The sequence below is a fragment of the Thioalkalivibrio sp. ALE14 genome, from assembly GCF_000376845.1.
Lineage (GTDB): Bacteria > Pseudomonadota > Gammaproteobacteria > Ectothiorhodospirales > Ectothiorhodospiraceae > Thioalkalivibrio.
Map to the genome: position 1 here is coordinate 120999 of NZ_AQXY01000025.1, position 14162 is coordinate 135160.

The 14162-nt window shown below is 69.0% G+C and carries 13 protein-coding genes and 1 pseudogene; 4 read left to right on the plus strand and 10 right to left on the minus strand.

The genetic code is table 11. The features are described 5' to 3' along the window. Positions 1–5: 5 nt before the first annotated feature. Entirely contained in the window at positions 6–878 is an 873-nt protein-coding gene (locus F572_RS0105655) for a pirin family protein (RefSeq protein WP_017940812.1), read from the minus strand. A 109-nt stretch (positions 879–987) separates the two neighbouring features. Between F572_RS0105655 and F572_RS0105660 the strand changes: the two genes are divergently transcribed. The 3 genes from F572_RS0105660 (at position 988) to F572_RS0105670 (ending at position 2937) form a co-directional block, all read left to right on the plus strand. Further along, the gene (locus F572_RS0105660; protein WP_026142904.1) at positions 988–1899 is read left to right on the plus strand and encodes a LysR family transcriptional regulator; all 912 of its coding nucleotides are present in this window, start codon (positions 988–990) and stop codon (positions 1897–1899) included. A 226-nt stretch (positions 1900–2125) separates the two neighbouring features. Further along, positions 2126–2524 (plus strand): fluoride efflux transporter CrcB, encoded by a 399-nt coding sequence (crcB, locus tag F572_RS0105665; protein ID WP_026142905.1) that lies wholly within the window; start codon positions 2126–2128, stop codon positions 2522–2524. Beyond that, on the plus strand, positions 2521–2937 hold the full coding sequence (locus F572_RS0105670; protein WP_017940815.1) for a CrcB family protein: 417 nt from the start codon (positions 2521–2523) through the stop codon (positions 2935–2937). Before crcB ends, F572_RS0105670 begins: the two co-directional genes overlap by 4 nt. Before the next feature lie 13 nt (positions 2938–2950). Here the strand turns inward: F572_RS0105670 and F572_RS0105675 are convergent, their stop codons facing one another. Then, on the minus strand, positions 2951–5659 hold the full coding sequence (locus F572_RS0105675; RefSeq protein ID WP_017940816.1) for a cation-transporting P-type ATPase: 2709 nt from the start codon (positions 5657–5659) through the stop codon (positions 2951–2953). Between the two features lie 156 nt (positions 5660–5815). Between F572_RS0105675 and F572_RS14745 the strand changes: the two are divergent. Then, a pseudogene (locus tag F572_RS14745) lies at positions 5816–6717 on the plus strand (alpha/beta hydrolase). 106 nt (positions 6718–6823) lie between these two features. Here F572_RS14745 and F572_RS0105685 read toward each other — a convergent pair. From F572_RS0105685 to F572_RS0105720, 8 genes are read right to left on the minus strand one after another with little or no spacing between them, the layout of a single operon-like run. Next, the gene (locus F572_RS0105685; protein ID WP_017940817.1) at positions 6824–8545 is read right to left on the minus strand and encodes a complex I subunit 5 family protein; all 1722 of its coding nucleotides are present in this window, start codon (positions 8543–8545) and stop codon (positions 6824–6826) included. Next, a complete protein-coding gene (locus F572_RS0105690; protein ID WP_017940818.1) occupies positions 8542–10062 on the minus strand; it encodes a complex I subunit 5 family protein in 1521 nt (506 codons plus the stop codon). The genes F572_RS0105685 and F572_RS0105690 overlap by 4 nt, the downstream gene beginning before the upstream one ends. Beyond that, complete coding sequence (locus F572_RS0105695; RefSeq protein WP_018158415.1) at positions 10062–11546, minus strand: complex I subunit 5 family protein; 1485 nt, start codon at positions 11544–11546, stop codon at positions 10062–10064. Before F572_RS0105695 ends, F572_RS0105690 begins: the two co-directional genes overlap by 1 nt. Next, positions 11543–11971, minus strand: coding sequence for an NADH-quinone oxidoreductase subunit K (locus F572_RS0105700; RefSeq protein ID WP_017940820.1), 429 nt, complete (start codon positions 11969–11971; stop codon positions 11543–11545). The genes F572_RS0105695 and F572_RS0105700 overlap by 4 nt, the downstream gene beginning before the upstream one ends. Further along, positions 11968–12963: a hydrogenase subunit MbhD domain-containing protein gene (locus F572_RS0105705; RefSeq protein WP_017940821.1), complete on the minus strand. Its 996-nt coding sequence runs from the start codon at positions 12961–12963 to the stop codon at positions 11968–11970. Before F572_RS0105705 ends, F572_RS0105700 begins: the two co-directional genes overlap by 4 nt. Beyond that, entirely contained in the window at positions 12960–13256 is a 297-nt protein-coding gene (locus F572_RS0105710) for a monovalent cation/H(+) antiporter subunit G (RefSeq protein WP_017940822.1), read from the minus strand. The genes F572_RS0105705 and F572_RS0105710 overlap by 4 nt, the downstream gene beginning before the upstream one ends. Further along, a complete protein-coding gene (locus F572_RS0105715; protein WP_017940823.1) occupies positions 13246–13572 on the minus strand; it encodes a monovalent cation/H+ antiporter complex subunit F in 327 nt (108 codons plus the stop codon). Before F572_RS0105715 ends, F572_RS0105710 begins: the two co-directional genes overlap by 11 nt. After that, entirely contained in the window at positions 13569–14132 is a 564-nt protein-coding gene (locus F572_RS0105720; protein ID WP_017940824.1) for a Na+/H+ antiporter subunit E, read from the minus strand. The genes F572_RS0105715 and F572_RS0105720 overlap by 4 nt, the downstream gene beginning before the upstream one ends. Positions 14133–14162 lie beyond the last annotated feature (30 nt).

A 14162-nucleotide genomic window follows, 5' to 3' on the forward strand; every position in this document is an offset into this window, starting at 1 on the left:
TTGGGTCAAGTGGATGGGGCGGAATGCTGCAGGCGGCCCTCGCGATAGTCGCGGATGGCCTGGCGGATCTCGTCCGGCGTGTTCATGACGAAGGGCCCCTGGCCGACGATGGGCTCGTCGATGGGTTCGCCGGACAGGACCAGCACGGTGGCCTCGTTATTGGATTCGACGATCACGCCCTCGTGCTCCGCACTCAGCATCACGAGCTGGCCGCCGCGCGCGATCTCGCTGCCGTTCACCTGAACGGTGCCGTGCAGTACCACCAGCATGGAGTTCCAGCCGTGCGGCAGGTCCAGACGGACCTCGCCATCGCGCTCCAGGCGCAGGTCCCACACCTGCATGGGGCTGAAGGTGCGGGCCGGCCCTGGCTGCCCGGCATACTCGCCGGCAATGACTCTTAGCCGCCCCGCGGTGTCCGGCAGTGCGATCTCCGGGATGTGGGTGACGCCCAGGTGCTGATAGCCCGGTGCGGTCATCTTGTATCGGGACGGCAGGTTGACCCAGAGCTGCACCATCTCCAGCCGCCCGCCGGTGCGGGTGAAGCGCCGGGAATGGAACTCCTCGTGCAGGATGCCGGCACCGGCGGTCATCCACTGCACATCGCCCGGTCCGATAACGCCGCCGGCCCCGGTGGAGTCGGCATGTTCCACCTCGCCATCCAGCACGATGGTGACGGTCTCGAACCCCCGGTGCGGATGTTCTCCCACTCCGCGCGGCCGGGCCGCGGGTTCGAAATCCATGGGTCCGGCATGGTCGAGCAGCAGGAACGGGCTCACGTGGCGGCCGTGAGTCTGGTAGGAAAACAGCGAACGCACGGGAAAGCCGTTGCCGACCCAGTGGCGGGGCGGAGCGCTGTAGATACCCAGGATGGTCTTCATGTCGTCCTCCTCGAAAGGCCGTGGGTTGTGACCTGACGAGAATCCTGACAGCGGGACGATGGCGCGGGTAGTACATAGAAATTACACTCACCGTTCCATAATCGGAACGATGAAGATGCAGGACCTCAACGATCTCTACTATTTCGCCCGCGTGGTCGAGCACGGCGGGTTTGCCCCGGCTGCACGGGCACTGGGCGAGCCCAAGTCCAAGCTCAGCCGCCGGATCGCCGCGCTGGAAGAACGTCTGGGGGTGCGCCTGTTGCAGCGCTCCACCCGGCATGTCGGCGTCACCGAGATCGGGCGCATCTACCATGGTTTCTGCAAGGCCATGCTGGTGCAGGCGGAGGCCGCGCAGGACGCCATCGACGGCCTGCGCGACGAGCCCTGTGGCACGGTCAAGCTGAGCTGTCCGGTCGCGCTGCTGGATGCCCGGGTGGCGACCATGCTGGCGGAATACCAGCGCCGTTACCCGCGGGTGCAGCTGCACCTGGACGCGACCAACCGCCGCGTGGATGTCATCGAGGAAGGCTTCGATATCGCCATCCGCGTGGAGCCGCCGCCGCTGGAGGACAGCGACCTTGTCCTGCGCGTCCTGGCCGACCGGGCCCAGCGGCTGGTGGCGAGCCCCGACCTGCTTCAGCGCGAGGGCTCGCCGCAGGTGCCGGCGGATCTCGCAGACCTCCCCAGCCTCGCACTGAGCCGGCCGCAGGCACGCTATCAGTGGCACCTTGTCGGGCCCGACGGTGGCGAGGCCTGGATTGCCCACCAGCCGCGGCTGGTCACGCGCAGCATGACGGCCCTGCGGATTGCCGCCTGCCACGGGGTCGGCATCGTGCAGTTGCCGACCATGATGATGACCACCGAGCTGGCGGAGGGCCGTCTGCTTCCGGTGCTGGAGGACTGGGCCCCGCCGCGCGAGATCGTGCATGCGGTGTTCCCGTCGCGGCGCGGTCAGCTGCCGGCCGTGCGCGGCCTGATCGATCATCTGGCCGAAGGCTTTGCCGCTCTCGATGAGGATTGATTTCTGCGGCGCGTGTGTCTGGACGTGCGCTCAGTCGCTATCGCGCCTCAGTCGACGGGGTATTGCTTCGGATGGCGGTTCTGGACCCGCAGCGACCGCGACGGGTGGCCCCCAGGCGTCTGCGCTGTAACGTTGTCGCGCGAATGGTAAGCGGGCGGGTTCATGAGTCAGTGTTGCCCTGACCCCGATGCTCGACAGCTTGGGCGGTGCCGCTGACAATGGCGCCATGATCGCGTGGTGGGAGGGCCTGTTGCTGGTGGGAGCCGGGGGTGCGCTGGGGGGGCTGGCGCGCTTCTGGCTGTCGCAGTGGATCGACAACCGCACCGGGGGCGGCCGCTTCCCGTGGGGGACGCTGGCGGTGAATGCCTCCGGTGCGCTGCTGATCGGGCTGGCACTGGGCTGGGCCTCGGGGCCAGCGTGGACCTCCTGGCTCTGGCTGTTGCTGGTGGTGGGTGTGCTCGGCAGCTTCACCACGGTCTCTTCGTTCAGCCTGCAGGTGGTCGGGGTCGCGGAACAGGACGGGCTGCGCCCGGCGCTCGTCTACGTCCTGCTGACCCTGGGCGGGGGGCTGGCGCTGGTGTCCATCGGGCACGCGCTGGGCCGCCTGGCAGGGGGCGCGGCGTGACCGGGTATTCGCTGCGTCTCTCGCTGTTCGTGGCGCTGGGGGCGGCCCTTGGCAGCATGGCGCGCTACGGCGTCTCCTGGACCGGGTTGCACCTGGCCGGCACCGGCTTCCCCTGGGACACGCTGGCCGTGAACGTGGCCGGATCGTGGCTGATCGGGCTGTATGCGGTGATCAGTGCCGCCGAGGGCTGCCGCCCGGCCGACCCGGTGTTTCGTCATTTCATGCTGGCCGGGGTTTGCGGCGGCTTTACGACCTTCTCGGTGTTCAGTCTCGAGAGCCTGTGGCTGATGCAGTCGGGTGCTGCAGGCCGCGCCGGGCTTTATGTGGGCGTGTCCCTGGTGCTGTGGATCGCCGGGGTGTGGCTGGGTAGCCGCATGGGGCGGCGCTGGAACGCCGCCGCGGCACGAGACTGACCGTCAAGCGGCGCTACTGGTGGGGGTTGAAACCACGCCGGCGCAGCAGCGTCTTTTCGAGTTCGACCAGGGTGAACAGGATCAGGCCGAAGGCGAGGATGCGGGCCCATTCCTCGAGGCCGATGGCGGTGGTGCCGAACAGCAGCTGCAGTGGCGGGGCGTAGGTAAAGAGGCTCTGCAGTACGATCAGGATCCCGATTGCGACCAGGGCCGGTCGGCTGGCGACGAGGCTTGCATGGCTGAGAGCAGGCGCCAGAAGAGAACGGCTGGTAAGCATGAAGAACAGCTGCCCCATCACCAGGGTGTTGATGGCCACCGTGCGGGCGAACTCGTGTTCCGCCCCCTGCTGCTCCAGCCACAGGAAGTGGCCAAAGGCGCCGGCGACCAGCAGGGTGGACACGAAACTGACGCGCCAGAGCAGGAAGCCGGACAAGATAGGCGAATTGGGCGGGCGAGGAGGGCGTTGCATGACGCCCGGCTCGGTAGGTTCGAAGGCCAGCGCCAAGCCGAGGGTAACTGCGCTGACCATGTTGACCCATAGCACCTGCACCGGAGTTAGCGGCAGGGTCAGACCCAGCAAAATGGCAGCGACGATCGTGAAGGCCAGCCCCCCGTTGCTGGGCAGCAGGAACATGATCGCCTTTTTCAGGTTGTCGTAGACAGTTCGGCCTTCTTCGACCGCATTGGCGATGGAGACGAAGTTGTCGTCGGCCAGTACCATTGCGGAGGCCTCGCGTGCGGCCTCGGTGCCCTTCAGCCCCATGGCCACACCAACATCGGCGCGTTTGAGTGCAGGGGAGTCGTTTACGCCGTCACCGGTCATGGCCACCACGTCGCCGTGGCTCTGAATCGCGCGCACGAGGCGTAGTTTGTGCTCCGGTGTGGTACGGGCGAATACGTCGACGCGCTGGACTATCGCCTTGAGGTCATCGTCCGAGGTGTTGTCCAGTTCGTGGCCGACCACCACACCGCCTTTGGTGTTGATGCCCAGTTCGTCGGCGATCGCCCGTGCGGTGACGCCGTGATCGCCGGTGATCATCTTCACGCGGATCCCGGCTCCCTGACAGTGAGCCACCGCTTCGATCGCCTCTTCACGCGGCGGGTCGATGATTCCGCAGACAGCGACCAGGGTGAGCCCCCCGTTCTCGATGTCGCCAAACTCGAGCTCTCGACGGTGCCCTTCCATGCGCCGGGTAGCGAGAGCGAGCAGGCGCTGACCACGGGCGGCGACATCATCCATCCACTGTTGCCAGTGTTCGGAGTCCAGCGGTTCATCCTCATCTTTAGTGCGCTGGTGGCTGCACAGGGACAGCACGCGTTCTGGCGCGCCCTTGAGGAAGAGGAAGGCGTGACCCTCATGATCGTGGTGCAGGGTGGCCATGAACTTGTAGGACGATTCGAACGGGATCACGTCGTCGCGCACAAATTCCTTGTTCACGAGCTTCGGGTCCAGCCCGCCCTTCATCGCCGCGGTGATCAGGGCCCCCTCGGTGGGGTCACCCTCCATGGTCCAGGCGTCGTCCTTCGGGTAGACCTCGGCATCGTTGCACAGGAGGATGCCGCGCAGGACCTCCGCGAGCAGCGGGTCGGATTCCGGATCGGCCTCCTGGCCGTCGCGGGTAATCCCGCCGTGCGGCTCGTAGCCCACCCCGGTCAGCTCGTACTCCGCCGCGGTGGTGACGATGCTCTTCACCGTCATCTCGTTGCGGGTCAGGGTGCCGGTCTTGTCCGAGCAGATGGTGGTGACCGAGCCGAGGGTCTCCACCGCGGGCAGGCGGCGGATAATCGCGTGGCGCGCGGCCATGCGCTGTACCCCGATCGCCAGGGTGATGGTCATGATCGCCGGCAGGCCCTCGGGGATCGCCGCGACTGCGAGGCTGACCGCCGCGAGGAAGGTCTCCACCAGGTCGTAGTCGCGCACCCAGAAGCCAAAGGCGAAGGTGGCCGCGGCCAGTATGCCGATCGCCACCGACAGCCAGCGGCCGAACTGCGCGATCTGGCGCAGCAGCGGCGTCGTCAGGGTCTCCACCTCGCCGATCATGGTGGAGATGCGGCCGATCTCGGTATCGGCCCCGGTGCCGACCACCACGCCGCGCCCCTGGCCGAAGGCGACCAGGGTGCCGGAGTAGGCCATGCACCGCCGATCGCCCAGGTCGGCCTCGGCCTGCACCGGGTCGGTCTGCTTGTCGCTGGCGACCGATTCGCCGGTCAGCGCAGCCTCGTCGATGCGCATGTTGTGCGCGCCAGTCAGGCGCAGGTCCGCCGGGACGCGATCCCCCGCCTGCAGATAGACGATGTCGCCGGGGACCAGCTCTTCCGCCGGGATGCTGCGGCGCTGGCCGTCGCGCAGCACCTGGGCGCGGGGCGAGAGCATCTGGCGGATGGCGTCCAGGGCCTTCTCGGCCTTGCCTTCCTGGATGTAGCCGATGATGGCGTTGATCAGCACCACCCCGAGGATCACGCCGGTATCCAGCCAGTGCCCGAGAAACGCCGTGCCGACGGCCGCGGCGATCAGCACATAGATCAACACGTTGTGGAACTGCAGCAGGAAGCGCTTCAGCGGGCCAGTACGCGCGGTCTCCGGCAGACGGTTGGGGCCTACCTGCTGCAGCCGTTCCTGCGCATCGCTGGATGCGAGCCCGCGATCACTCGCCTCCAGGTGCCGGAGCACCGCGTCGGTCTTCAGTGCGTGCCAGTCGCGTGACGGGTCGCGATCGCTCATGCGTCTCCCGGGGAGGTGATGGCCAGGCAGTCGGTCCGGATGGTCCTATCATGCGCCGAGGCGCCGGCGCTGTCAGGCCGGTCTTCGGTCGCGTGGTGGAATTTTCCCAACACGAACGAGTCTATTTCCGGACCAACAGTCACAGGAGGAATGCCCATGTCCCGCTGGATTGCACTGACCGCCGTCGCGTTCGCCGGAATGTTTACCACCTCGGCGATGGCCGCGGAGAAGGTCACGCTGGAACACGATGATCTGACCCTGGTCGGGCATATGAAGGAAGGCATGGGGGCGAGCCCCTCCGACGGTGTGGTGCTGATGCTGCACGGCACCCTGGCGCACGGTCGCATGGAGGTGATGGCGGGGGCCAGGACCTGCTGGCCGAGCACGGACTGAACTCCCTGTCGATCAACCTGAGCTATGGGATCGATGCACGTGAAGGGATGTTCGAGTGTGACGCCCCGGTGCGTCACGGGGTCGACGATCACCTGCAGGAGGTCAGCCTGTGGCACGAGTGGCTGCAGGACGAGGGCTATGGCCCCGTCACCCTGTTCGGCCACTCGCGTGGCGGCAACCAGATCGCCCGTTACCTCACCGAGCACGACCCGGACGGTATTCGCGCCCTGGTGCTGGTGGCCGCATCCACCTATGACGAGGACGAGGCCGCGGCCGAGTTCGAGGAGGACAGCGGCCTGCCGCTGCAGGTCATGCTGGATCGTGCCCGCGAGCTGCAGCGCATGAATCAGGAAGAGACCCTGATGGAGGACGTGCGCTTCCTCTACTGCGAGGAACTGGACGTGACCCCGCGCGCCTTCCTTGGCTACTACGAGCCGACCCGCCAGAACGACACCCCCACGGTGATCCGCGGGATGCAGATCCCGACCCTGGTGATCGTCGGCTCCGAGGATGACGTGGTGCCGGACCTGCCGCAGAAGATCGAGGCGGTGAAGGACAGCGGCGACATCACCCTGATGACCGTGGACGGTGCCGATCACTTCTTCCGCGACTTCTTCGCGGATGACGTGGCCGATTTCACCGCGGACTTCATCGATCAGAACTGATCGGCACGGGACCTAGAGGCTAACGAGCGTCTACGGGTCCGAAGCACCTTGAGGCCGGCCCGGGGTTTCCCGGGCCGGCCTTTTCCGTTTCTGGCGTGGCGGAGGACTACCGCGCGAGCAACGTCAGGTAGAGCCCGAGCATCGCTGCGGAAAACAGCAGCCCGATGGTCTCCCAGCGGGTCAGCACGCGTTCGGCGTCTTCCAGGCGCTGGCGCAGTTGCAGGCGCAGCACCCGGAGGCGTGCCGGCATCCGGCGCGGCTGGGGCGGTGGCAGCCTCAGGCGGCGCTCGGCGCGACAAGCACGCCTCCAGGCGGCCTCGGCCAGGACGGCCAGATCGCCCTCCGGTACGCGCGGCGTCTCGCGGTCATGAATCCAGCGCCAGGTGATGCCGGCGAGCACCAGTCCGAGGAGGACCGGCCACAGCAGGGCCAGGCCGTAGAGGTCACCCGCGGTGACGGGAAGGCCGTCGGGACCGGCCAGCCAGACCCCGAGCGGGAGCAGGACCGCCATAGCGGCCAGGCTGCCCCAGGCCCACCAGCGTCGGCGGTCGGGCGCGCCGTCGGCGGGGGTAGACAGCCCGGTCCGCCAGCGCCACAGGAAGCGCAGCAGCAGCGCGGTGGTGCCGGCCGCGGCGAGGCTCAGCAACAGTTCCGTGTGGGACAGCCAGCCGGGCAGGGCCTCGGCCGCCAGAGGCCCCTTGAGGACGTTCTTGGCCAGCGCGCCGCTGGTGAACGGCAGGCCGGCCAGAGCCAGGGCAGGCAACAGGGTGAACAGGCCGAACAGGGCCCGGCCCGGAATACTGGCCGGCCACTGCCCCGCCATGCCGGCGGTGAGAAAAAGGGCCCCCTTGGCCAGCCCGTGGTGTACGGCGTACAGCGTGACGGCGGCCAGCAGCCCGCCGCGGGCCTCCGGCAGCAGCAGGGCCAGGCCGATGCCGGCCGTCATCAGTCCCATCTGGGAGATGCTGGAGTAGGCGAGGATGGTCTTCGGGCGCACCTGCACCACCCCGATCAGCACCCCAAGGAAGGCGGCGGCCAGGCCCAGCAGCATGAGCATCTCGCCCAGCACCGCGTGGCCGGCGGCGTCGATCGGCAGCAGTCGCATCCAGCCGAGCAGACCGGCCTTGATCATCGCCCCGGACAACACGGCGCTGGCGGGCACCGGGGCCGCCGGATGGGCCAGGGGCAGCCAGAAGTGAAGCGGCAGCATGCCGGCCTTGATGCCCAGGCCCAGCACCAGCAGCACCAGCGCCCAGCCGTCGGGGCGTGCCGCCGCCACCGCCGCCAGGCCGGACTGCCCCGCCGAATGCACGGCAAGGACCAGCCCCGCGAAGAGCAGTACCTCGCCCAGCACCGCAAGGATCAGGTACACCCGCCCGGCCCGCCACGCCTCCGGCTTCCCGGAGTGGACCACCAGCCCGTAGGCGGAGAGGCTCATCAGAGCAAAGAACAGGTAGAAGGCGAGCGCGTCCTGGGCCAGGATCAGCCCCAGGTTGCCGGCCAGCGCAAGCAACCAGAACACGTAGAATCGGTGGCGACGCGGGTCGTCGCGGCGTTCGGACAGGGCGAACAGCCCGGCGGCCAGCCACAGGCCCGCGGTCAGGGCCAGGAACGCCCGGCCGGTCGGATCGAGCGCCAGGTGGGTGCCCATCAGCAGGCTGTCGAAGGTCGCCTCGAGCCCAGTCGGGGCCAGTGCGGCGAGCAGCAGCCCGGGCAGGGCGGTCCAGGGCACCATGCGGTTTAGCCGTGCCCGTCCCGGGCGCAGTCCGACGAACACCGCGAGTACCAGCGGCAGCAGCGGGACCGCGAGCAGCAGGGCGCCGTTCACAGCCCGAACCCCGGCAGTGAATAATCACGCTGCACGATCAGGCTGACCCAGCCGAGCGGGCTGAGCCCCAGCCCGGCGAACAGCCCCACCAGCAGGCCCAGCGCGGCGGTGAAGACCACCGGGAACAGCAGCATCCAGTGGGTCTCGAAGCGGGTCGGCCCGGCATGTGCTTGCAGCGGTTCGTGCCATGGCTCGCGGCGCTCACCGAGCCAGCCACGGATCACCGGCGGCAGGAAATAGGCGGCGTTCAGCAGGCTGCTGAGCACGAGCACGCCCAGCACCCAGGGCATGCCGGACTCCAGCGCCCCCAGCCCGAGGTGCCACTTGGTCACGAACCCCGCGAGCGGCGGCAAGCCGATCATGCCCAGCGCCCCCAGGGTGAAGGCGAGCATGGTCAGCGGCATGCGTCGGCCAATACCGTTGAGCTCGCTGATGCGGTGGATGCCCAGGGTCTCGGCGAAGTTGCCGGCGCAGAAGAACAGGGTGATCTTGGTGATGCCCTGATGCACCAGGTGCACCAGTCCGCCGATGATCCCCAGCGGCCCGGCCAGCGCCACGCCAAGGATGATGTAGGAGACCTGGCTGACGGTGGAGAAGGCCAGGCGTTGCTTCAGGTCATCGGTGCGCAGGGCCTGAATGGAGCTGTAGAGGATGGTGACCGCCGCCACCACCAGCAGCCCGGCGGTCAGGCCCAGCTCGATCGCCAGCTCGGCACCGTATACATCGTTGACCACGCGGATGATGCCGAAGGCCCCGGCCTTGACCACGGCCACGGCGTGCAGCAGCGCGCTGACCGGGGCCGGCGCGACCATCGCGATGGGCAGCCAGGAGTGCAGCGGCACCAGCGCGGCCTTCACCCCGAAGCCGATCATCAGGAGCACGAACAGGACCTGCAGGGTGGTCGCGTGGGTTTCCGCCAGGCCGTCCAGATAGCCGCCCGGGGTGAAGCCCTCGGCTCCGGCCAGGAGCGTGAGCCAGACAATCGCCGTGAACAGCACTAGCCCGCTGGTCAGCGTGTAGGCGAGATAGAGCCGCCCGGCCCGCAGCGCTGCCGGCGTACCTCGATGGACCACCAGTGGCCAGGTCGCGAGTGTCAGAATCTCGTAGAAGATCAGGAAGGTGATCAGGTTGCCGGACAGGGCAATGCCGACCGTCGCACTGACGCACAAGGAGAAGAACCCAAAGAAGCGACTGCGCCGGGGCGAACCCTCCAGGTAGCCGATCGCGTAGACGGTGGTCACGAACCACAGCACGGCCGAAAGACTGGCGAATAGCAGCGATAATGCATCGGCGGCCAGGACCAGTTCGATGCCCGGCATTAGCGGCAGGCTGAAGCGGTATTCGTCGCCGCGCAGCACCCCGGCCAGCAGGACTCCGACCAGTGCCAGCTTGGTGCCGGCACCGCCCAGGTTGAGCGCGGTACGCAGGCCCTGGCGATGCTCGGGCAGGAAAAAGATCGCGATCCCTGGCCCGAGGGAGCTGAACAGGATCGCGAGCAGCAGCCAGCCGCCGTCCATCAGGGGGCCCCCGGCGTCAGCGCGAGCGTGTTGAGGGTCAGCGTCCCGGCCAGCCCGGCCAGCGCCGCGACAGTCGCCAGGCCCAGTGGTACCCAGTCCATCCACAGTGAGACCGTCTCGCCGGCGTCCGCGCGTCCGCGCTGGAAGGACGGGGCCACCATGCGCAGCACGTAGGCCGCTGCGAGCAGGCCGCCGCCGGCGATCGCCAGCACCCACAGCACGCCGATCACGCTACCGGCCAGTACCGTGCCCAGGCCGGCCTCCAGGAGCAGGTACTTGGCGATGAAGCCACCGGTGAACGGCAGCCCCATCAGGCTGACGCCGGCCAGCCCCAGGGCGAAGACCATGCGCGGCCGCGCCCGCAGTACATCGCCGAGATCGGCCAGCCGATCATGCCCGGCGGCGTGCTGCAGCGTGCCCGCCGCGAGGAAGACCGAGGCCTTGGCCAGCGCGTGGACGACGGTGAAGAACACCACCACCCGCCAGGTGCCCGGATCGACCAGCATTAGCGGGAAGGCCACCAGCAGATAACCGAACTGGGCCACGGTGGAGTAGGCGACGATGGACTTGAGCCGCCCCGCGCGCAGCGCCTGCAGCGACCCCCAGACCAGTGCCCCCACCCCGAGCAGCCCGACCAGGATGCCGAAGGCCGGCGTCGCAAGCGGGGCGAACACCCCCAGCCACAGGCGCAGGATCAGGTAGAACGACCCGGTGACCACCAGCCCGGAGAGCACCGCGCTGACCGGCGCCGGGGCCGAGCCGTGGGCCGGTGCCAGCCAGACATGCAGCGGGAACAGTGCGGCCTTGAGCATCAGACCGGCGGTCATCAGCACGGCCGCCATGCGCTCGGTCGGGCCCGCCTCGGTGCGTGCCTCCAGCAGCACCAGATCGAGGACCCCGTGCTCCCCGAACAGCAGCACCACGCCCATCAGGAAGCTCAGCGAGCCGAGGATGTTGACCAGCAGGTAGCGCACCGCGCCGGAGACCGCGGCGGCCGTTCCAGTGAAGGCGACCAGCGCCACTGCGGATAGCGAGACCACCTCCAGCGTGATGTACAGGTTGAAGGCATCGCCGGAGAGAAACAGCATGTTGAGACCGGCCCACAGCCACAGCCAGAGCGGCCAGAACTGGCGCCGCTCGATGCGATCATGCACATAGCCCAGGCTGTAGAGGCTGGTCGCCAGACCCACCACGGCAGTGAGCACCAGCAGGGTCACGGACAGCCCGTCCAGATGCAGCATCAGGCCCAGTGGCGCCTCCCAGCCACCCAGCGCCACCCGCGTCGCGGCGGTCTCCGGATCCGGCCCGGCGTTCAGGAACACTGCGCTCAGGACCAGTACCCAGGCCGTGACCGCGAGCGCCCCCAGCAGGCCGATGCGATGGGCCTGGCGCGGCCAGGCCGTCGCCAGGACCGCCACGGCCAGCGACAGCCCCACCAACCCGGCGATCCCCGCCGGGAGCCATTCCGCGCCTGGCGGGCTCATGCGGGCCGGTCCTCGCTGGAGGCGCGATCGGCCGGGCCGCCATCGGCGTGGTGTTCCTCGCGCGAGATGTCCTCCACCGGGGCGTCGTCATCGGGCGGCCCGGGCAGCATCACCGCGTGGCCGGTCAGGCGCGTCAGATGCACCACCAGGGCCAGGGCGAAGGCGGTTGCGCTGACCGCGACCACAATGCCGGTCAGGGTCAGCGCCTGGGCCACCGGGTCCGGCGGGCCCTCGCCACGGGCCGCCACACCCAGCAGCACCATGAATACGCCCGAGCCCATGATGTTCAGGGCCAGGATGCGCAGCACCAGATGGTGGCGGCGGATCAGCCCGTACAGGCCCAGGGCGAACAGGATCGCTCCCCCGGTGGGATACAGCAGGCCCGGGGCCAGGGTGTGGGCAACCGTCTCGAGTAAGCCGTTCATGCGTCGTCCCCGGCCGGGCGTCCGGCCACGAACAGGGCCACCAGGGTCAGGGCGATGGAGAGCGTCGCCGCGACCTCGATCAGGATGATCAGGGGATAGGCCCAGGCCTCCGCGTAGCCGAGGAAGCCATGCCCGGCGGCAAGACCGTACAGCCCCACCAGCAGGAACAGGGCGACCCCGGCGGAGATGCCCAGGCGCAGCGGCCCGCCCGGCGCCATCGGCAGCTGGCGCGGCCGTGCCAGGACCAGCAGGATGCCGGCCGCGCCGAGGATTGCCCCGGCCTGAAAGGCCCCGCCGGGGGCGTGACTCCCGGCCCACAGCACATACACCCCGGTGACGACCGCGACCGGGACCAGCAGCCGCAACGTGCCGGGCAGGATCGGCCCCGGGGCCGGGCGGGCCGGGATCAGGTCATGTCGCCCCAGCGACCATGCACCCAGCAATGCGATCAGTACGATCGCCAGTTCCAGGAAGGTGTCGTAGGCACGGAAGTTCAGCAGCACCGCCGTGATCGGATGATCGACGCCGGAGACGTCCATGTGGGCATCCACCACCGGCTCGAGGCCCACGGACTGCGGCTGGTGCCACAGCGCCGTGACCAGCAGGCCGCCGACCACCAGGGCAAAGGTCAAAGCGGGCAGGAAGGTCCGGTGTTCGGGCAGCGGGTCGTGCAGGGCCCGCAGCAGGGCATGCGGCCCGGTGGGGTCGGGCGGGGGTGAATGCGGGCGGCCGCTGCGCCGCTCGGCCATGATGCTGCGCAGGCGTTCCAGCGTGACCAGAAGCAGCGCCCCGGTGATGCCCGCGCCGATCGCGGCCTCGGCGAGCGCGATGTCCGGGGCCTCCAGCCGCACCCAGGCCAGCGCCAGCAGTAACCCGAAGGTAATGAACAGCACCACGGCCCGGAACAGGTCGGTACTCGCCAGACAGCGCCAGGCCACCCCGACGATGCCGGCCAGCAGGACCAGATCGAAGAGGACCAGCAGCCCGTTCATCGATCCGACTCGAACTCCCCGTGGGTCCAGGTCCGTTGCGCCACCATGTGCGCGGCGGTGGTCCCCGCCGCCAGCACCAGTACCCAGATCAGCAGCAGCTTGAGGATGTCCGCCGGACCGCTGGCCTGGAACATCAGCCCGAGTACCACCAGCCCGAGCCCGACGTTGTCGGCCTTGGTCAACGCATGCAGGCGCGAGTAGACGTCCGGAAAGCGCAGCAGCCCGGCGGTGCCGGCGGCGAAGAACACAAGCCCGGCCAGGACCAGGAGTACGGTCAGGGTATTAGCGATCATCGTTCGGCTCCCTTGATTCCGTGGACTCGGGATGCTGGCGGTGGGTCGGGGTATCCGGCGGTTCCGGCAGGCCGTGCTGGCGGACGAAGGCCACGGCCGCGACCACCGCCAGCAGCGCAAAGACCAGCGCCACATCCACCAGGGCGGATTCCTCCAGTGCCAGCGACAGCAACAGCAGGATCGTCACCCCGGTGGTGCCGAACAACTGGGCGGCCAGCATGCGGTCGCCGGAGCCCGGGCCGCGCAGCACGCGGATCAGCCCCAGAAGGATGGTGCCGAGCAGGAACAGGGCAGCGGCCAGGTAGAAGACACTCATGAGGTCGCCCCGTTGTCATCGGCGTGGCGGTCACGCGGGTCGCGGAATGCCGCACGGATCCGTTGTTCCAGGGTCATCAGCGCCCCGTGGGTGTCGGCGTCGCAGTCCAGTACGTGCAGGGTCAGCAGGCGACCCTCCAGGCGCACGCTGAGCGTGCCGGGCAGCAGGCTGACCACCGCCATGAACAGGGTCAGGGGCGGGCCGTGGGCCAGTTCCGTGCGGTAGGTCAGGAAGTCCGGCTGGATCGGCAAGCGCGGGTCCAGGGCGCGGCGGGCGACGTCCAGTCCGCCGAGGAACGAGCTCCGCAGGAAGAACCCCAGCAGGCCCGGAAGCGCGGAGGGTCGCAACGGCAGTGGCCGCCCGGCCGGCAGCAGCAGGCTCGCGACCGCGGCCAGGACGATGGCGAGCAGGGCCAGGGGTTCCAGCAGTGCGGCGCTGCCGGCCAGGATCCACCAGAGCAGTGCGGCGGCGACCGCGGTGGCCAGTGCCCGGCGGGCCCGCGACCGACCGCGACCGGCGAACGTTCGGCGGGCCGGGGTCGGAGTCGAGGCGCGCGCCATCGCGTGATCGCCGGGCGGGTCGTTGGCGGA